Origin of the sequence: Paenarthrobacter sp. NPDC091669 (assembly GCF_044756725.1) — a bacterium.
Classification (GTDB): domain Bacteria; phylum Actinomycetota; class Actinomycetes; order Actinomycetales; family Micrococcaceae; genus Arthrobacter; species Arthrobacter bambusae_C.
Window position 1 is genome coordinate 311,281 of sequence record NZ_JBIVTK010000006.1, and the last position, 18,768, is coordinate 330,048.

General features: G+C 63.8%; 13 protein-coding genes. 3 read left to right on the top strand and 10 right to left on the bottom strand.

Annotated elements, in window-relative coordinates; all coding sequences use genetic code 11:
• Positions 1-318 precede the first annotated feature (318 nt).
• The gene (locus tag ACIQLI_RS12580; protein WP_354229861.1) at positions 319-1,119 is read right to left on the bottom strand and encodes a purine-nucleoside phosphorylase; all 801 of its coding nucleotides are present in this window, start codon (positions 1,117-1,119) and stop codon (positions 319-321) included.
• 122 nt (positions 1,120-1,241) lie between these two features.
• On the opposite strand from ACIQLI_RS12580, the gene ACIQLI_RS12585 reads away from it, so the two are divergent.
• The gene (locus ACIQLI_RS12585; RefSeq protein WP_207596878.1) at positions 1,242-2,651 is read left to right on the top strand and encodes an NAD(P)H-quinone dehydrogenase; all 1,410 of its coding nucleotides are present in this window, start codon (positions 1,242-1,244) and stop codon (positions 2,649-2,651) included.
• Positions 2,652-2,963: 312 nt separating this feature from the next.
• Here the strand turns inward: ACIQLI_RS12585 and ACIQLI_RS12590 are convergent, their stop codons facing one another.
• From ACIQLI_RS12590 to ACIQLI_RS12600, 3 genes are read right to left on the bottom strand one after another with little or no spacing between them, the layout of a single operon-like run.
• Positions 2,964-4,526 carry an FAD-dependent oxidoreductase gene (locus ACIQLI_RS12590; RefSeq protein WP_400388770.1) on the bottom strand — a complete coding sequence of 521 codons (1,563 nt, stop codon included), beginning with the start codon at positions 4,524-4,526 and terminating at the stop codon, positions 2,964-2,966.
• Positions 4,523-6,739 (bottom strand): molybdopterin oxidoreductase family protein, encoded by a 2,217-nt coding sequence (locus ACIQLI_RS12595; protein WP_400388773.1) that lies wholly within the window; start codon positions 6,737-6,739, stop codon positions 4,523-4,525. The genes ACIQLI_RS12590 and ACIQLI_RS12595 overlap by 4 nt, the downstream gene beginning before the upstream one ends.
• Positions 6,740-8,152 (bottom strand): MFS transporter, encoded by a 1,413-nt coding sequence (locus ACIQLI_RS12600; RefSeq protein ID WP_400388776.1) that lies wholly within the window; start codon positions 8,150-8,152, stop codon positions 6,740-6,742.
• Positions 8,153-8,445: 293 nt separating this feature from the next.
• Between ACIQLI_RS12600 and ACIQLI_RS12605 the strand changes: the two genes are divergently transcribed.
• Positions 8,446-9,855, top strand: coding sequence for an MFS transporter (locus ACIQLI_RS12605; protein WP_354229851.1), 1,410 nt, complete (start codon positions 8,446-8,448; stop codon positions 9,853-9,855).
• Between the two features lie 70 nt (positions 9,856-9,925).
• Here the strand turns inward: ACIQLI_RS12605 and ACIQLI_RS12610 are convergent, their stop codons facing one another.
• From ACIQLI_RS12610 to ACIQLI_RS12635, 6 genes are all read right to left on the bottom strand, one after another.
• A complete protein-coding gene (locus tag ACIQLI_RS12610; RefSeq protein WP_400388779.1) occupies positions 9,926-11,797 on the bottom strand; it encodes an acetyl/propionyl/methylcrotonyl-CoA carboxylase subunit alpha in 1,872 nt (623 codons plus the stop codon).
• A 60-nt stretch (positions 11,798-11,857) separates the two neighbouring features.
• Positions 11,858-12,529, bottom strand: coding sequence for a Maf family protein (locus ACIQLI_RS12615; RefSeq protein ID WP_400388782.1), 672 nt, complete (start codon positions 12,527-12,529; stop codon positions 11,858-11,860).
• A gap of 118 nt (positions 12,530-12,647) precedes the next feature.
• Entirely contained in the window at positions 12,648-15,167 is a 2,520-nt protein-coding gene (locus ACIQLI_RS12620) for an MMPL family transporter (RefSeq protein WP_400388785.1), read from the bottom strand.
• A 1-nt stretch (position 15,168) separates the two neighbouring features.
• Positions 15,169-15,882 carry a TetR family transcriptional regulator gene (locus ACIQLI_RS12625; RefSeq protein WP_400388788.1) on the bottom strand — a complete coding sequence of 238 codons (714 nt, stop codon included), beginning with the start codon at positions 15,880-15,882 and terminating at the stop codon, positions 15,169-15,171.
• A gap of 137 nt (positions 15,883-16,019) precedes the next feature.
• Complete coding sequence (locus ACIQLI_RS12630) at positions 16,020-16,523, bottom strand: YbjQ family protein (protein ID WP_400388791.1); 504 nt, start codon at positions 16,521-16,523, stop codon at positions 16,020-16,022.
• 92 nt (positions 16,524-16,615) lie between these two features.
• Positions 16,616-18,049, bottom strand: a complete 1,434-nt coding sequence (locus tag ACIQLI_RS12635) for a dicarboxylate/amino acid:cation symporter (RefSeq protein WP_400388794.1) — start codon at positions 18,047-18,049, stop codon at positions 16,616-16,618.
• Between the two features lie 357 nt (positions 18,050-18,406).
• Between ACIQLI_RS12635 and ACIQLI_RS12640 the strand changes: the two genes are divergently transcribed.
• Complete coding sequence (locus ACIQLI_RS12640; protein ID WP_400388797.1) at positions 18,407-18,688, top strand: pyrophosphorylase; 282 nt, start codon at positions 18,407-18,409, stop codon at positions 18,686-18,688.
• The last annotated feature ends 80 nt before the right edge of the window (positions 18,689-18,768 follow it).

Here is an 18,768-nt window from a genome sequence, read left to right on the forward strand (position 1 = left end):
CTCGTGGGCCTCCACCGCGGTGGTCCCGGCACGTCGACTTACCGGAACACGTTCCACGCTAGACACGTGTTAGGTCGGACATCAAACGGTGTTTAGCGGGCGATGTGAGCTACCGGCGGGTATTTGCGCAAGCGTTTACATTGCCAACGGGCGCGCGTGCCACATCGTGGGGGGCAGGATCAAATGTTGCGCCATAAAACAGATTTATCCTGAGAATTTACTGTGCGTTTACTTCCCGCTGGAGATTGTTAGCGCGCACCTCTTAAACAGCAAAACGGGGCCACCATGGAATGGTGGCCCCGTTTCTCCGTGACGGGCTTAGAGCTTTGCGATGATGTCTGCCAGCAGCTTCGAGATACGCTTGCCGGCTGCCTGCCCGGCTTCCAGGACTTCGGCGTGGCTCAAAGGAACCGGGCTGATGCCGGCTGCGAGGTTGGTGACCAGCGAGATGCCGAAAACTTCCATTCCTGCATGGCGACCGGCGATTGCTTCCAGCGCCGTGGACATGCCCACCAAGTCTGCGCCGATCCGCTTGGCGTACTGGACCTCCGCCGGTGTTTCGTAGTGCGGTCCGGTGAATTGTGCGTACACGCCTTCCTGCAGGGAGGAGTCCACTTCACGGGCGAGGTCGCGGATGCGCGAGGAGTAGAGATCGGTGAGGTCAACGAATGTGGCACCCTCAAGCGGTGAGGTTGCGGTGAGGTTGATGTGGTCACTGATGAGGACGGGAGTGCCGGGGGTCCAATCTTCGTTGAGCCCGCCGCAACCGTTGGTCAGCACCAGGGTCTTGCAGCCGGCGGCGGCTGCGGTGCGTACGCCGTGGACTACGGACCGTACGCCGCGGCCTTCGTAGTAATGGGTCCGCGCCCCGAGGATGAGCGCGCGCTTGCCCTCCTTGGTGAGGACGGAGCGGATGGTGCCAACATGGCCCACCACTGCCGGTTTGTGGAAACCGGGGATCTCCGACGCGTTCAGGGTGGCGGTAGTTTCGCCGATGAGGTCGGCGGCCTCCGCCCAGCCGGATCCGAGCACCAGGGCTACGTCATGGGACTCGACGCCGGTCTCCGCGGCGATGAAGTCTGCGGCGGCCTTCGCGGCCTCAAAGGGGTCTGTGTTCATCAGCTCAGTGTTACTCACTGGTACAAGCTACCTTGCGGCCCCAGGACTTTGATAGGGACCCGCGGGCTGGTGAGGGTGGGCTGAGTGGCAGCCGACGCGGCAATGAGCGAGAATTGAGGATTGTGACCACCCAAGTTGACTTCAGTGCCCCCCGTATCGCGATCCTGGGAGGTGGTCCGGGCGGATATGAAGCTGCCATGGTGGCCGCCTCACTCGGCGCCCACGTCACCATTGTTGAGCGGGCAGGCCTTGGCGGCTCTGCCGTGCTGACCGACGTCGTGCCTTCCAAGACCCTTATTGCCACCGCCGACCTCATGACCCGCGTCGGTGAGGCGGATGAGCTCGGAGTGAAGTTCGACGGCGACGGCACGGCCTCGAAGCCCCGCGCCGACCTCAAGCACATCAACGACCGCGTGCTCAACCTTGCCCGCGGACAGTCCGAGGACATCCGTGCCGGCCTGGAGCGCCTGGGCGTGGAGATCGTCATTGGGTCCGGCAAGCTCCTGGACAACAACACCATCGAGGTCCTGACCCTCGAAGGCACCCGCACCATTGATGCTGACGCCATCCTGTTGGCCGTCGGCGCCCACCCGCGCGAACTCCCCACAGCCAAGCCCGACGGCGAACGCATCCTCAACTGGGCCCAGATCTACAACCTGGACGAGCTCCCGGAAGAACTGATCGTGGTGGGATCCGGTGTCACCGGCGCCGAGTTCGCCTCCGCTTACAACGGCCTTGGCTCCAAAGTCACCCTGATTTCCAGCCGCGACCAAGTCCTCCCCGGCGAGGACACCGATGCCGCCAAGCTGTTGGAAGGCGTCTTCGAACGTCGCGGCGTCAACGTTCTGTCCAAGTCCCGCGCCAACGCGGTGGAGCGAACGGACGACGGCGTCAAGGTCACCTTGGGTGACGGATCGATCGTCACCGGTACGCACTGCCTGGTGTGTGTTGGTTCCATCCCGAACACGGCCGGCGTCGGCCTTGAAGAAGCCGGCGTGACCCTCACGGAGTCCGGGCACATCAAGGTGGACGGTGTTTCGCGCACCACAGCCCCCAACATCTACGCTGCCGGCGACTGCACGGGTGTCTTCGCCCTGGCGTCCGTCGCAGCCATGCAGGGCCGCATCGCGATTGCCCACTTCATGGGCGACGGCGTGAAGCCGCTCAAGCTCAACCAGGTGGCGTCCAACATCTTCACCTCCCCTGAAATTGCTTCAGTGGGTGTGTCCGAGGCCGACCTCGCGTCCGGGAAGTACCAGGGCGATGTTGTGATGCTGTCCCTGCTCAGCAATGCCCGCGCCAAGATGCGCAACACCAAGGACGGATTCGTCAAAATCATTGCCCGCAAGGGCTCCGGCACCGTGATCGGTGGCGTTGTGGTGGGCCCCAACGCGTCGGAACTGATCTTCCCGATCTCCGTGGCCGTCACGCAGAAGCTCCACGTGGACGACGTCGCCAGCGCCTTCACGGTGTACCCGTCCCTCACGGGATCCATCTCGGAAGCCGCACGGCGCCTGCACGTGCACATGTAGCTCTTAGCGATTACGGACGCCCGCTTCGACGGTCCGCTGCGCACTCGACGATTCCTACCGTCTACCGTGCAGCGAGCCATCGAAACGGGCGTTCCTGCTCTGTAGACTTACAACGCAGCGATGGCCTCGGCCAGCGGCAGGCCTTTGCGTCGGCAGGCTCCAAGCCCAGCTCACGGCTGGACTCGAGTAAAGGTGGGGAAGGCGGGGCGAACGCGAGCACGCCGGAAACATGCGAGACCACCCGATCCGTCACAGCGAGTTCGCAGGCTTTCAGCGAATTCGTGCCCCTGGCAACGGGCTGGTCAAGCGCCCTCAGGCGGCAGCCGCTTGGAAGTGTTTTTCGATGATCCCCTTGATGTCCCCATGGCAGCCCCCGCAGCCCGTTCCGGCGCGGGTGGCCTTGGAAACTTCGCCCACGGTGCTGCAGCCGTCCAGGACCGAATCCTCGATACTGGCTGCGCTGACCCCTGCGCAACGGCACACGGTCCGCTGGGGATCGTTGTTGGTGGCGCCGTTGTCCATTTGGTCGGGACCATCGAGCCGGAGCAGGAGTGAGCGGTCGGCGGGCAGTTCCGAGGCGCGCTCGAAGAGCACCACCAGCTCAGCAGCCGTCCGGGGCATGCCCACGGCAACGAGGCCTTCCAGCACCCCGCCGCGGGTGGTCATCTTCACGTAGCGGCCGTGTTCGGGATCGGCCCACTGGGAGATCTGCCGGCGGGCACGTCCCGAAGCCGCACCGGCTTCCAGTAACTCTTCATCCCAAGGATCCGCCTGGTTGTCGCCCGCCACGGCCAGGTTGATGCCCCGTGCTTTCAGGACCACCACCCCGGGCTTCTCGATGGGCAGCGGTTCCATGGCATCCGCGGCGGCCTGGCCGTCCCGGGCAAGGACCACGAGGTACTCGGCCAACCACTCGGCCTGCCGCCACCCCGGGCCCACGAGGCCGGACGGGCCAGGGGCTGTGCGGCACTCGACGCAGGAACCGTCCGGGCAGCGCACTTCAGCGCAGTCGCCGATCGCGAACATGTGGGGTTCATGGTAGGTCCGGAGGTGGTGGTCCACCAGGATGCCGGCGCCGGTAGGAAGTCCACAGCCCTCTGCCAGTTCGATCCGGGGACGGACACCACATGACAAGACCAACAGGTCGCCGTCGATCGCTGAGCCGTCATCCAACAACAGCGCCGAGAAGCTGCCGTCAGGACCGGACGTTTCAATGCCTGTGGAACGGGCATTGCCGGCCATCCGGACGCCGCCCGCCCGCAGGCTGTTGGTAAGGACGGAGCCACTGCCGCGGTCAATACTGCGGCCCAGGGGGAACGGTCCGTTGTGGACCACCGTGGTTTGGGCGCCCTCTTCCGAGGCCGCCAGCGCGGTTTCCAAACCCAGCACCCCGCCACCCAGGACCACCACGCGCTTGCCGTCGGCAACTGCTGCGCGGAGCACGGCAGCGTCCCTCAGATCACGCAGAGCTGTGACTCCGGCCGGAAGGACGGGCCGGGAGGGATCGGGGTTGAGCCCGGTCAGGTTGGGAATGACAGGACGGGAGCCAGTGGCAAAGACCAGGCGGTCGTAGTGTTCAGAGGTGCCGTCGGAGAGGACAACTTGCTGGCGGGCGCGGTCGATCCTTTTGACCTTGGTACCCAGACGGACGTCAACGCCGTCGGACGTCAACTCGGACGCATCGGCCATCGCCAACGCCTCAGCCGTGGTGCGCCCCACGCCGAGCTCAGCAACCATGACCCTGTTGTAGGCAGCTTCGGTCTCCTGACCCACCACCAGCAGTTGTACCAGCCCAGCGCGGACTGCGGGGAGCAGTTCGTCAATGAGCCGTGCTGCCACTGGTCCGAATCCAACTACGACAATGCGCTCGCTCATGATGCCTCCTTGACGTGCAGTGGCAGTCGCGTCCCGGCAGGAACTGCGTACGAGGCCAATTCCTGGGTGGAGACTGCCCGCCGGACCCATACCCGGCTGGTCTTGAATTCCGGCATGCCGGAGATGGGATCTGTGGCCGCTTCGGTGAGGCGGTTGGCGTTTTCCTGGCCGGGGAAGTGGAACGGCAGGAACACAGTATCGGGGCGGACCGTGGTGCTGAGCTCGGCCCGGCAGAGCACTTCACCGCGTTCGTTCGTCACTGCGGCGTAGTCGCCGTCGGCAATGCCCCGCGAAGCCGCTGTACCCGGATGAATGAGGAGTCGGGCCTGCGGCTGGGAAGCCAGGAGTTCGCTCACGCGGCGGGTCTGGGCGCCGGACTGGTAGTGCTCCAGGAGCCGGCCGGTTGCCAAGGCCAGGGAATCGTCCGCAAACGAACGAACAGCCCGCTTGGAAGGAGTAACCGGAACCATGACGGCCCGGCCATCGGCGTGGGCAAATCCGTCGGCGAACAATCGCGGAGTCCCGGTGCTGCCCGCAGGGTAGGGCCAGTAGGCAGCTTCGCCCCGGTCCAGCATGGCGTAGTCGATGCCTGAGTAATCGGCCAGTCCACCTGCGGATGCCAGGCGCAGCTCTTCAAAGACGGTCTCGGGATCATCGCTGAACGTTGAAGGGGACTCAAGGAGCTCTGCCAGCCGCGCCATAAGCCACAACTCGCTGCGCACACCCGGGGGAGGAGTCAGTGCCCGGCGACGTCGGATCACGCGGCCCTCGAGGTTGGTGAGGGTGCCCTCCTCCTCGGCCCACTGCGTGACAGGCAAAACCAAATCCGCTTCAGCAGCTGTCTCGGACATGAAGAAATCGCAGACCACCAGGAAGTCCAGGCTGCGAAGTCCTCGGATTACTGCGTTCGTGTCAGGCGCCGAGACCACCACGTTGGCACCGTGCACGAAAAGGCACTTGACGCCGTCGGGCTGTCCAAGGGACTTGAGAAGTTCGACGGCGGGCAGGCCGGGACCGGGGATGAGCGACTCGTCGACGCCCCATACTCCGGCGACGTGGGCGCGCGCGGCGGGATCGGTGATCTTGCGGTAGCCCGGGAGCTGGTCGGCTTTCTGTCCGTGTTCGCGGCCACCCTGTCCGTTGCCTTGCCCGGTGAGCGTGCCGTAGCCGCTGCGTGCAGAGCCGGGCAGGCCCAACAGGAGGCTGAGGTTGATCGCCGCCGTCGCGGTATCCGTGCCGTCCACGTGCTGTTCCACACCACGTCCGCTGAGGATGTAGCTGCCGCCGTCGCGGGTTCCTTGCGCCAAGCGACGGGCGGTTTCGCGGATGAGGGTGGCCGGGACACCGGTGATGGACTGGACCCGTTCCGGCCAGAACGCAGAAAGGCTCCGCACCACGGCCGCGTAACCGCTGGTGTTGGTCTCGATGTACGCGGCGTCGGCCAGGCCTTCGTGAACCACCACGTGGCTGATGCCCAGGAGGAGAGCCAAATCGGTACCGGGCGTCGGCTGCAAGTGGAGGCCGCCGCCGTCGGACGTGAACGCGGCAGTGGCCGAACGGCGGGGGTCCACCACGATCAGTCCACCGGCGTCCCGTGCGCCCTGCAGGTGCTGGACGAACGGAGGCATGGTCTCGGCAACGTTGGAACCGAGCATGAGGATCACGGACGCGGCATCGAGGTCCGTGACCGGGAAGGGCAGCCCGCGGTCCACGCCGAAGGCGCGGTTGCCTGCCGCAGCAGCGGAGGACATGCAGAACCGGCCGTTGTAATCGATCCGCGAGGTACGCAGTGCCAGCCGGGCGAACTTGCCCAGCAGGTAGGCCTTCTCGTTGGTGAGGCCGCCGCCGCCGAAAACTCCCACGGCGTCATTCCCGTACTGCTGTTGGGTTTCCTTGACCGCTGCGGTGATGAGCATGAGGGCCTGGTCCCAGGAGATCGGCTGGTGGACGCCGTCCGAGCCTTTGAGCATGGGTTCTGTGACGCGCCCGTTGTGATGCAACAACGACGCCGATGTCCAGCCTTTGCGGCACAGCCCGCCCCGGTTGGTGGGGAAGTCGCGCCCGGATACTTCCAGGGGAACCTCGACTTTGGCGGGTTCCGACTCCGGCGCGGGCCCTGCCGCTGCTCCCGGCACTGCAGGTGCAGCCGGGGTCAGCGTCATGGCGCACTGGAGCGCGCAATAGGGGCAGTGGGTATCGGCGCCGTTGGGCATCTAGATGTGTCCGATCGTGTTGCGCTTCCGGGCAGGGCGGATGTAGCAGACCCAGCAGACGGCGAGCATGAGGACGTAGGCTCCAACGAATCCGTAGAACGCCGGGGTGTAGGAACCGCTGGCCGAGTTGGAAGCGTTCAGAACCTGCGGGATCACGAAGCCGCCGTACGCACCTATCGCGGAGATCAGGCCCAGCGAGGACGAGGCGAGCCGCGCCGTGGTGGCGCTCGGGGCTCCTGCTCGGGCGGCCCGGCTGGACGTTGCGAAGATGACCGGGATCATGCGGTACGTGGCACCGTTTCCGAACCCGCTGGCCAGGAAGAGCAGCAGGAACAAGGTGAGGAAGAGCCAGAAATTCTTCAGCGGCAGCGTCCAGATCATGGTCAGCGTGATGATGGCCATGGAGGCGAACGAGGCGATGGTCATGCGGGCGCCACCCATACGGTCGGCCATGCGTCCGCCGTAGGGGCGGGCCAGGGACCCAACCAGGGGGCCGAGGAAGGCCAGGGAGAGTGCCACTGCGCCAACATGGATGGAAGTGAAGTCCGGGAAGTAGTCCTTGATCAGCTTGGGGAAGACGCCCGCAAAACCGATGAACGAGCCGAACGTCCCGATGTACAGGAACGCCATGATCCACAGGTGCGGTTCCTTGAGGGCAGCCAGCGAGCCCGCTACATCACCCTTGGCGCTGGTGAGGTTGTTCATGTACTTGTAGGCGCCAAAGGCGGCGACGATGATGAAGGGAATCCAGATGATGCCTGCCATGGGCAGGTTGACGGTTCCGGCGGCCAGCAGGGTGATGGCGATCGGGACAACAAGCTGCGCGACGGCGGCACCCAGGTTTCCGCCGGCAGCGTTCAGGCCCAGCGCCCAGCCCTTTTCGCGGGCGGGGTAGAAGAAGGTGATGTTGGCCATGGAGCTGGCGAAGTTGCCGCCACCGAAGCCGGCGAGGGCTGCCATGAGGAGCATGACTCCGAAGGGTGTCTCCGGGTTGGAGACACAGATGGCAAGGCCCGTGGTGGGGATCAGGAGGAGAAGTGCTGAGACGATGGTCCAGTTCCGGCCACCGAACTTGGGAACCATGAACGTGTAGGGGATGCGGAGCGTGGCGCCTACGAGGCTGGGGATGGAGATGAGCCAGAAGATCTGGTTGGTATCGAATCGGAAGCCGGCTGCGGGCAGCTGGACCACCACGATGGACCACAGTTGCCAGACGACGAATCCGAGGAATTCGGCGAAGATGGACCAGTAGAGATTGCGCTTGGCGATGGACCGGCCTTCGGCTTCCCACTGGCCCTTGTCCTCGGCATCCCAGTTGGCAATCCAGCGGCCGGGGCGGTGTTCAAGGGCGGGGACGGCGGTGGCAGTGGACTGGACGGGGGCCAGTTCATCTGCGGAGCGATCAACAGTCACGGAGTGCCTCCTTGGTGGGGGACGTTGTTCTTCCAAGGTAGGTTTCGCGCATTTCGTGGACGGGCGCCGTTTGTAAACGGCCTGTGACATTTCCCTATCGGCGGGGTCACCGGCGCGTGAGGCGACGGTGAGGTAGTGTGGCGCGGACCACAGGGTGGGATTTTTCTGTGGGTCCGCATGTTGGACTTGGTTGTCCAGTCAATGGACAGCGGGAACTATTATTGAACTCTCGAATATTCCTTCGCCGGGAGTCTCTCGGGGCTTCGGCCGGCGTGAAAGAAAGCTGCAAATATATGTCTTCCACCGCACCATCCAAGGAAGGCGAGTCCACTAAGCCAGTGAACTCGCGGGGCAAGGTGATCTTCGCGAGCCTGATCGGCACGACGATCGAGTTCTACGACTTCTACGCCTATGCCACCGCGTCGGTACTCGTCTTCCCGAAGCTCTTCTTCCCGGACGCCACTGACATCAATGCGCTGCTCAGTGCGTTCGCCATTTTTGGCGTTGCCTTCTTCGCGCGGCCTATCGGCGCCGTGGTCTTCGGTCACTTTGGTGACAAGATCGGCCGCAAGGGCACCTTGGTGGCGTCGTTGCTGACCATGGGCATCGCCACGTTCCTCATTGGTCTCCTGCCCACAGCCTCCATGCCGGGTTGGGCCATCCTTGCCCCGATCATGCTGGTCATCCTGCGCTTCTTCCAAGGCCTGGCTCTGGGCGGCGAATGGTCCGGCGCAGCACTCCTGGCCACGGAGAACGCACCCGAGGGAAAGCGTGCCATCTACGGAACGTTCCCGCAGCTGGGCGCCCCCATCGGCTTCATCATCGCCAACGTCATCTTCATCTGGATGAACGTATCCCTGAGTGCCGAAGAATTCCTGGCCTGGGGCTGGAGGGTTCCGTTCATCCTCAGTGCCGTCCTGGTGGTCGTGGGCCTCTATGTTCGTTTGAAGCTGGTGGAGAGCGCGTCGTTCACCAAGGTGATCGAGCAGGACAAGGTGCAGAAGCTGCCCCTCGCAGCCACCCTCAAGAGCCACTGGCGTCCGGTGGTGGCCGGTACGTTCATCATGTTTGCCACCTACGTGCTCTTCTACATCATGACCACGTTCACCCTGTCCTACGGCACCAAGCCCACCCTGGCCGGTGCACAGGCGGCGGCTGAAAAAGCCGGCAAGCCCATGACGGCCGACCAGATTGCCGCATTCGTCCCCGGCCTGGGCATCACTCGCTCCGACTTCCTCTGGATGCTGATCATCGGCGTCGTCTTCTTCGGCATCTTCACCGTGGTCTCCGGGCCGCTCGCTGAGAAGTGGGGCAGGCGTAAGTTCCTGCTGGGCGTCACCGCCGGCATCTTCGTGTTCGGTGCGCTCTGGTTCACCATGTTCGGTCCCGGCCAGGCGGCGGCCATGGTTGGCCTCATTGTGGGCTTCACCCTGATGGGCCTGACCTTCGGGCCCATGGCAGCGATCCTTCCCGAGTTGTTCCCGGCCAACGTCCGGTACACCGGATCCGCTGTGGCGTACAACCTGTCCTCCATGATCGGTGCAGCTCCTGCCTCGTTCGTGGCCATTGCGCTCTGGTCTGCAGCAAATGGAAGCACCTGGCTGGTGGGCGCCTACATGGCCGCCGCCGCAGTGGTGACCTTCATCGCGCTCTGGCTGACGCGCGAGACCAAGGACATGGATTACGAGAACAACGTCGCCTAAGTACACCTCTTAACGACGGCGGCTCCGCACCATTGGTGCGGAGCCGCCGTCGTGTTTGGGGTATTTTGCCTTAGTCCTCGATGGTGGCGATGACAGCGCCGGCGGCAACAGTCTCGCCGGCCGTGGCAGCGAGGCCACGTACGGTACCGGCCTTGTGGGCGGTGAGGGGCTGCTCCATCTTCATGGCTTCCAGAACCACGATCAGGTCGCCCTCAGCCACTTCGTCGCCTTCAGCAGCGGCCACCTTGACGATGGTGCCCTGCATGGGTGAGGTCAGCGCGTTGCCACCTGCTGCGGCAGCCGTGGCGCCAGCTGATCGGGAACGCTTTTTGGACTTGCCGGACTTGGTGCCCGAACCGCGGGAAACTGCCGCGACACCGCCACCCAGTCCGGACGGCAGAACCACCTCAAGGCGCTTGCCGCCAACCTCGACGACGACGCGCTGGCGCTCACCGGCGTCGGGCGCCTCAGCGCCTGCTGCGTTGGCAGACCATGCCGGGATGCTGTTGACGAACTCGGTTTCGATCCAGCGGGTGTGGACCTTGAACGGGCCTTCCGCCGGGGCGAAAGCGGGATCGGTGACCACTGCGAGGTCGAAGGGGATGACGGTGGGGATGCCCTCAACCACCATTTCCTCCAACGCCCGGCGTGAACGCTGGAGCGCTTGTTCGCGGGTGGCGCCGGTGATGATCAGCTTGGAGAGCATGGAGTCGAAGTTGCCGCTGATGACGTCGCCCTGCTCCACGCCGGAATCGATCCGGACGCCGGGACCGGTGGGGTTCTTCAGGGTGGTGATGGTGCCGGGGGCAGGCATGAAGTTGCGGCCCGGGTCTTCGCCTGTGATGCGGAATTCGAAGGAGTGGCCTCGGACCTCGGGGTCGTCGTAGCCGAGTGCTTCGCCACGGGCAATGCGGAACTGCTCGCGGACGAGGTCGATGCCTGTGACTTCCTCGGACACGCAGTGCTCCACCTGGAGGCGGGTGTTGACCTCGAGGAAGGAAATGGTACCGTCCTGGCCCACCAGGAATTCACACGTTCCGGCGCCAAGGTAGTTGGCTTCCTTGAGGATGGCCTTGGAGGATTCGTAGAGTCGCTTGTTCTGCTCTTCGGTCAAGTACGGAGCGGGGGCTTCCTCGACGAGCTTCTGGTTACGGCGCTGCAGCGAGCAGTCGCGGGTGGAGACCACCACGACGTTGCCAAAAGCATCGGCCAGGCACTGGGTCTCGACGTGCCGCGGAGCATCCAGGAAGCGCTCGATGAAGCACTCGCCGCGGCCGAAAGCTGCAATGGCTTCGCGGACGGCCGATTCGTAGAGCTCGGGAATTTCGTCCATGGTGCGGGCAACCTTGATGCCACGTCCGCCGCCGCCGAAGGCAGCCTTAATGGCGACCGGGAGGCCGAATTCCTCGGCGAACTTCAGGATTTCGTCGGCCGATTCCACCGGGTCAGCCGTGCCGGGGACCAGCGGAGCGCCCACCTTTTCGGCGATGTGACGGGCCTGGACCTTGTCGCCCAAGGCCGAGATCGCCTCGGGGGAGGGGCCGATCCAGGTGATGCCGGCGTCGATGACCTTGGCAGCGAACTCGGCGTTCTCCGCCAGGAAGCCGTAGCCAGGGTGGATCGCGTCGGCGCCGGACTGCTTGGCGACGTCGATGATCTTGTCCATCACCAAGTACGACTCAGCGGCGGTGTTGCCGCCCAACGCGTAGGCTTCGTCGGCCAGGCGGACGTGGAGGGCGTCACGGTCAGGATCGGCGTAGACCGCTACGGAGGCAATGCCTTCGTCCCGGGCGGCTCGGATGATGCGGACCGCGATTTCGCCGCGGTTGGCAATCAAGACCTTGGTAAGAGGGCTGGAAATGGGCTGCGCCGGGTTAGCTGACAAGTTGTTGACTCCTTCTGTCCTTGAGGAGCCTAGCGTGATTGTGAGGGTTCCGCCCATATTGATGGGGGATTCCGTGTGTGAGGCGATGTTCCTTTGTAGGGTTGCTACAAACGGCTTTTACTGCTCGTCGTTGTCCCACAGTTCGGTGATTCCCACGTTTGCGTGGACCAGCAGATCCCGAAGGGTGGAGATGGAAAGCCCGACGACGGCGTGCGGGTCGCCGTCGACCTTGCGGATGAAGGCCCCGCCCAAGCCGTCAATAGTGAACGACCCGGCGCAGTGCAGGGGTTCGCCGGTGGCGATGTAGGCGTCGATGTCGTAGGTGCTCATTCGGGCAAAGTGGACCTCCGCGCTGGAAACGGCTCCAACCGTGGCACCTGTACCTTGGGGGGTGTCAGTTTCCGATGCGTCCTCTTCTGCGTCCGCGGCGGTGTCCCGGCAGTCCACCAGCCAGTGTCCAGTGTGCAGTACTCCCTGCGAGCCGCTCATCCGCAGCATCCGTTCCCGTGCGACTTCCGCAGTGTAGGGCTTGCCGTGGGACTCGCCGTCGAACTCGAACACCGAATCGCAGCCGATCACCAAAGCACCTTCAGCTTCGGGGAGGGCGGCGACGGCCTCAGCCTTGGCGCGTGCCAGCAATAGTGCGGTGTCGTGGGCGTCCGTCACGCCGTACTTGGCCTGAACAGCATCCTCGTCGACGTCCGAGACCAGGACGTCATGCCTGATTCCGGCATCCGTGAGCAGCTTGGTGCGGGCGGGGGACTGGGAGGCGAGAATCAATCGGGTCACGGTCCCCAGCCTAATACGATGCTCTCTCACGTCCCGCGTGCTTAAACCGAACGCTCGCTCACTTGCCTCAAGCAAGTGAGCGAGCGTTCGTGAATATCGGCTGGGATGTGGAAGAGCGTTAGTGGACCAGTTCCTCGGTCTTCCGACGATCGGTCCGCTCCAGCTTGGCGCCCTCAACATCCACGTCCGGAAGAACACGTTCCAGCCACTTGGGCAGCCACCAGGCCTTCTCGCCCAAGAGGTACATCACGGCGGGGACGATAGTCATGCGGACTACGAAAGCATCGATCAGCACACCGAAGGCCATGGCGAAGCCGAGCGGCCGGACCATGGTGAGGTGGCTGAAGATGAAGCCGGAGAACACGCTGACCATGATGATTGCAGCCGCGGTGACCACGGCTGCAGCGTGGCTGAAACCGGAGCGTACCGCGTGCTTGGCAGTCTCACCGTGCATGAACGACTCCCGCATGCCCGAGGTGATAAACACCTGGTAGTCCATGGCGAGACCAAACAGCACACCGATGAGGATGATGGGCAGGAAGCTCAGGACAGCACCCGGATTGGCGACGTCGAAGATCCCTCCGAGCCAGCCCCACTGGTAGACGGCAACCACGGCGCCGAAGGCAGCAGCCAGCGACAGCAGGAATCCGCCCGTGGCCAGCAACGGCACAACGATTGAGCGGAATACGAGCAGCAGCAAGAGCAAGGACAGCCCGACGACGATCGCCAAGTACGGCGGCAATGCAGCGCCGAGCTTGTTGGAGACGTCAATGTTGCCCGCGGTTTGTCCGGTCAGGCCGATTTTCACGTCAAGGTCATCGCTGATCACAGCACCCTTTGCGCGGAGATCAGACACCACCTGCACGGTGCCCGCACTGGCCGGGCCTTCCTTGGGAATCACCTGGAACACTGCAGTGCGGCGGTCTTCGCTCAGTGCGATCGGTACAGCGGCAATGACATTTTCAACACTGCGGAGCTGATCCGCAACATCGAACTGCTTGTTCTTGGCGTCGTTTTCGCTGAGGCCTTCAGGGAATTCTCCGACGACGACGATCGGTCCGGTCACGCCTTCACCGAAGCTGCTGCGGGTGAGGTCATACGCCTTGAAGGCCTGCGAATCGACCGGCTCGGAGCCGCCGTCGGGAAGTGCCAGCCGAAGCTGAGAAGCCGGCAGTGCCAAAGCGCCCAACAGGACGACGCTGGCCACCAAGGCAACCCACGGACGACGCGTGACCATGCCGCCCCAACCACCGCTGCTGCGCTTTTCGTCGCGTTCACGGTCGGCTGCTTCGTGGCCCGGCTCGGCGTTGTGCTTGGCAGCCTTGGCCCAAGCACGCTTGGAGATGAGTCGGCGGCCGATCAGGGCCAGCACGGCGGGCGTCAAAGTCAAAGCTACGACGACGGCGACGGCCACTGTCGCTGCGGCCGCAACACCCATGACGGCAAGGAAGGGAAGTCCCGGAACCACCAGTGCAGCCAAGGCGATGATGACGGTCAGGCCGGCGAACAACACAGCGTTACCGGAGGTACCGGTGGCCAAAGCAGCGGATTCCTCCGCGTCCATGCCGGCCAGAAGCTGGGTGCGGTGACGGTTGACGATGAACAGGGAGTAATCAATACCAACCGCGAGGCCAAGCATCAGGGCAAGCATCGGGGAGATGGAGCTCATGTCGATCACGCTGGTCAATGCGAACGTTCCGCCGACACCTACAGCAACGCCGATCAGGGCCATCAGGAGAGGAAGCCCGGCAGCGATGAGAGTTCCGAGCATCAGGATCAGGACCATGGCCGCGACTGCGACGCCCACGATTTCAGCGATCCCGAAAATCTCCGAGACGTCCTCGGTGATTTCCTTGCTGGCGTAGGCCGTGACGTCGGCCGATGAGACGCCATGGACGATCTCCTGGACCTCTTCGCGGACGGCGGGGTCAACGGCGTTGATGGAGGTCTTGAACTGGACCTGGGCTACCGCTGCTTTGTTGTCGCTGGAGACAAACCGGAGGCCTTCGGAGGCTTCGAGCTGTCGCTTGCCCAGAGCCAATGTGGCGGCGCCGTCGGCAGCTTCCTTGGCTCCGGCGTCGAGCTTTTCCTTGCCCGCCGCAAGTTCGGCGCGCTGCGGAGCCATCTGTGCTTCAATCTGTGCGGGTGTCATGCCCGAGGCGGCCAGTTGCTGTTCGGCCCCGGCCAGTTGGGCCTCGCTCGCTTCAAGCTGCGCGCGGGAAGCGTCGAGCTGTGCCTTGCCCTCGGCGGCCTTGGCTTCACCGGCCGCGATTTCGTCGGCGGACTTGTCCAACTGTTCCTGAGTGGTGAACGGGTTCACCGTTCCCTGCACGTCAGGCATGGCCTCAAGTTTGGTCAATGCAGCGGCCACTGCGTCCTTCTTGGCTTGGTCGAATCCGCCTTCCCCGGCATCGAAGACCACGCTGGCCGAACCTCCCGAGGAATCAGGAAGGGCTTCCTTGAGTTTGTCCGCCATCTGCTGGGTTTCGGTGCCCGGGATGGTGAAGTTGTTGGACATGGTGCCGTGGAACGCGGCGGCCGAGCCGCCAACTGCCACCATGACGGCCAGCCAGATGGAGATGACCAGCCAGCGGCGCCGATACGAAAACTTGCCGAGACGGTAGAGGAACGAGGCCATGTCAGAACCGATCTGTGGTGGTTGGAGCGGAAGGGGAGGTGGGGACGGACGCGTCCGACGGCGGCGCGAAGCCGGCGCCCAGGAGGCCCATCGCATCGATGAGGTGCTGGCGAAGTACCGCGAGGGATTCCGCCGAGAGGTCAGGGCCGCGATCGGCGAACCAGACGGTCATGGCGGCCTTGCCGCAGGAGATCACTGAGCCCGCCAAGGCATGGAGGTGGAGCTCACTGATGCCGGCGCCGAGTCTGCTGCGGGCGGCTTCAATGATCTGCTCGGTGCAGTGTTCCCAGGCTTCGAGCTCGGAGCGGGCCAACTGGCGGTTGTCCTGGGTCAGGCTGAAGAGTTCGGCCATGGGGGCGACGGACATGGGATCGGCCAGTGCCATGAGGGCCGCTTGAGCGGATTCGAGAATCGACTCGTCCGCCGGGCGGAGCCGGAACTGCTCCAAGGCGTGGTCCATGAAGCCGTCGGCCACGGAGGCCAGGGCCGCCTCAAGGCTGGGGAAATAGTTGAAGAAGGTTCGCCGCGAGACACCGGCGGCGGCCGCGATGTCTTCTACGGTGAAATTGCCGGACCCGTTGCTGCGCAAGAGGTCCAAGGCTGCGGAAGCGATGGAGCTGCGGGTGGCCGCCTTATTGAGTTCGCGCCTGGAGGGGGCGCTGGGCTCGGAAGGAGACGATTCCGCAGCAGCTTCCTGGCTACTGGTTTGAGTCACATACTTACACTAAGTGCAAGTTTGCACTCTGCGCAATTTGAGGCGTATGGGCATGCGAAAAGTTCCGCCCTCGTTCGCTCAGCTCACCGTTGAACGGCGAGAGAACGAAGAAGGGCGGGACCTTTGGGCTGATCCGACTAGAACTGGTGAGGCTGGGTCGGGGGAGTTGGTGGGGTAAATTGCTGCGGCTGGGCGGGCTGCTGGGGCTGGGTGAACTGCTGCTGCTGTGCTGACTGCTGCGGCTGTGCCGGCTGAGCGGGCTGTTGTGCGGCCGTCTTGGTCAGGTAGACCGACTGGCCCGTGGCTCCGGGCTCGCCCTCTCCGAGCGGCAGCACGTAGACGGCGGTGCCGTAGGCGCACACTTCCGTCCAGTTGGTGCCCATTTCCGAGGTGTCGAACCGCATGGCGACGATGGCATTGGCCCCTCGCTGCTGCGCTTCGTTGACCATGCGTGCCATGACTTCCTGGCGGCTTTCGTAGAGTGCCTTGGTCATTTCGGGCAGCTCGCCGCCGCCGAGGGAACGGAAGCCGGCCAGCATTTGCGAGCCGATGTCCCGTGAGCGGACGGTGAGGCCCATGACTTCGCCGAAGACGGCGTCGATCCGGTGGCCCGGGATTTCATTTGAAGTGACGATCAACATGGTCAGAGCCTATCCAGAGTTGGCCCCTTTAACGGGGAAATCCCCCGGGGAGAACTCCCCGGGGGATTTGCGCACTTCCAAAGAGGCTGAGGCTACGCCTTGGTGTCGGCCAGTTCGCGCTCGTTGCTTTCGGCTGCCGCCTTGTCGGCGGCGTACTCGTCGGCGAAGGCGGCACCGTTGCGGGGTGCGTTGTACAGCGACTCATCCAGGATGCCCTGACGCTTGGCCACGATGGCCGGGACCAGTGCCTGGCCAGCCACGTTGACTGCGGTGCGGCCCATGTCCAGGATGGGGTCGATAGCCAGCAGGAGCCCGACGCCGGCCAGGGGCAGTCCCAGCGTGGACAGGGTCAGCGTGAGCATGACGACGGCGCCGGTGGTACCTGCCGTAGCGGCCGAACCCAGGACCGAGACCAGAACGATCAGCAGGTACTGGCTGAAGTCCAGGTTGATGCCGAAGAACTGTGCCACGAAGATTGCTGCAATGGCCGGGTAGATTGCTGCGCAACCGTCCATCTTGGTGGTGGCGCCCAGCGGCACGGCGAAGGAAGCGTAGCCGGAGGGGACGCCGAGGTTCCGTTCAGTGACGCGCTGCGTGAGCGGCAGCGTGCCGATCGAGGAACGGGAGACGAACGCCAGCTGCACGGCCGGCCACACGCCGGAGAAGTACTGCTTGATGGAGAGCCCGTGAATGCGCACCAGGATGGGGTAAAGGACGAACAGCACCAGAGCCAGCCCGATGTAGATGGCGGCGGTGAACTTGCCCAAGGATCCGATGGTGTCCCAGCCGTAGATGGCCACAGCGTTACCGATCAGGCCGATGGTGCCCAGCGGAGCGAGGCGGATGATCCACCACAGGACCTTTTGGATGACGGCCAGCGCCGAAGCGTTGAAGGTCAGGAAGGCTTCGGCCTGCTTGCCAACCTTGAGCGCTGCAACACCGATCGCGATCGCAATGACCAGGATCTGCAGCACGTTGAAGTTGACCGCGGTGCTGACGGTGGTGGCAGCGTTGGCGCTCTCGGTCACCGTGGAGCTGGCGCCAAGACCCAGGAAGTTCTTGGGGAAGAGACCGATCAAGAAGGCCCACCAGTCACCGGTCTTGCCGGCGTACTTGGCTTCTTCGGTGATGCCGGTTGCGGCGCCCGGCTGCAGGAGCACGCCCAGGCCGATGCCGATCAGCACCGATACCAGCGAGGTGATCGCGAACCACAGCAGGGTGTTCCAGGCCAGCCGCGCAGCGTTGGAGACCTGGCGCAGGTTGGCAATGGAGCTCACCACAGCGGTGAAAATCAAGGGAACGACGGCGGTCTGCAGCAAGGAGACGTAGCTGGAGCCGATCGTCTGGAGAGTAGCCCCCAAACCGTTGGGGGCGGTCTTGGTGCTGCCCGTGTACTTGGCGATGAGGCCGAGGATGAGGCCCACAATGAGGGCTGCGATGATCTGGACGCCGAAGGAACCGGCCCACTTGGGGAGCCGGAAGCCGCTCTTGCCAGCTGCTGGGGAAGTGTTGGTTGAGGTGCTCACCGGAACACGTTAGGTGCATGGCTAATAACATAGCGAACGGACGTTGAGAAATGTTACGTGCGCAAAAGTTATTCCCGCGGTTTTGTGACGTTGGTCTCACGGGAGGGTGTTAGGGGGTGTATGTCATTGACGGTTGGCCGCGCGTGAGGAAGGTCGCCCATCTCCCGGCACTCAAGGAGGTTCGGCTTCCTCCGGTCGCGCGAGGTCTCTCAGCAACCCTCCGGGTGCGCCAACTCGGTTTTCCACAATGATTTCTCTGTTTGTTGGATTTATTGGTTGGTGTTGGTAGTTTGGGGGCGTTGCCTGGGCTGGTTTTGGTTTGGGTGTTGCGATTGTTCTTATTGGGAGGAAAGTTCTATGTCGCGTGTGTTGTCTACTGAGCAGGCCAAGGCTGCTATCGGTCAGGTGCAGTCGATTATTACTGGTGGGTTTACGGATCAGATTTCGGCGTTGGATGCGCAGGGTCGTGTGTTGTCGGAACCGAATGTGTGGGATGGTCCGTTGGCTGCTGAGTTCCGTGGTTCGACGTGGCCGGAGACGAAGGCTGCGTTGGATAAGGCCAAGGAAGAGCTGGAGCAGTTGCGGGGTCAGTTGCAGAAGATTTCGCAGGATATTTTCTCTGCCGGTGGCGGGGCCTGATTCTTTTTTTGGTGTGAGTGTGGGGGCCGGGTGATCGTGCTGCGTTGATGCGTGGTGTGGTTGCCCGGCCGTTGCACTGT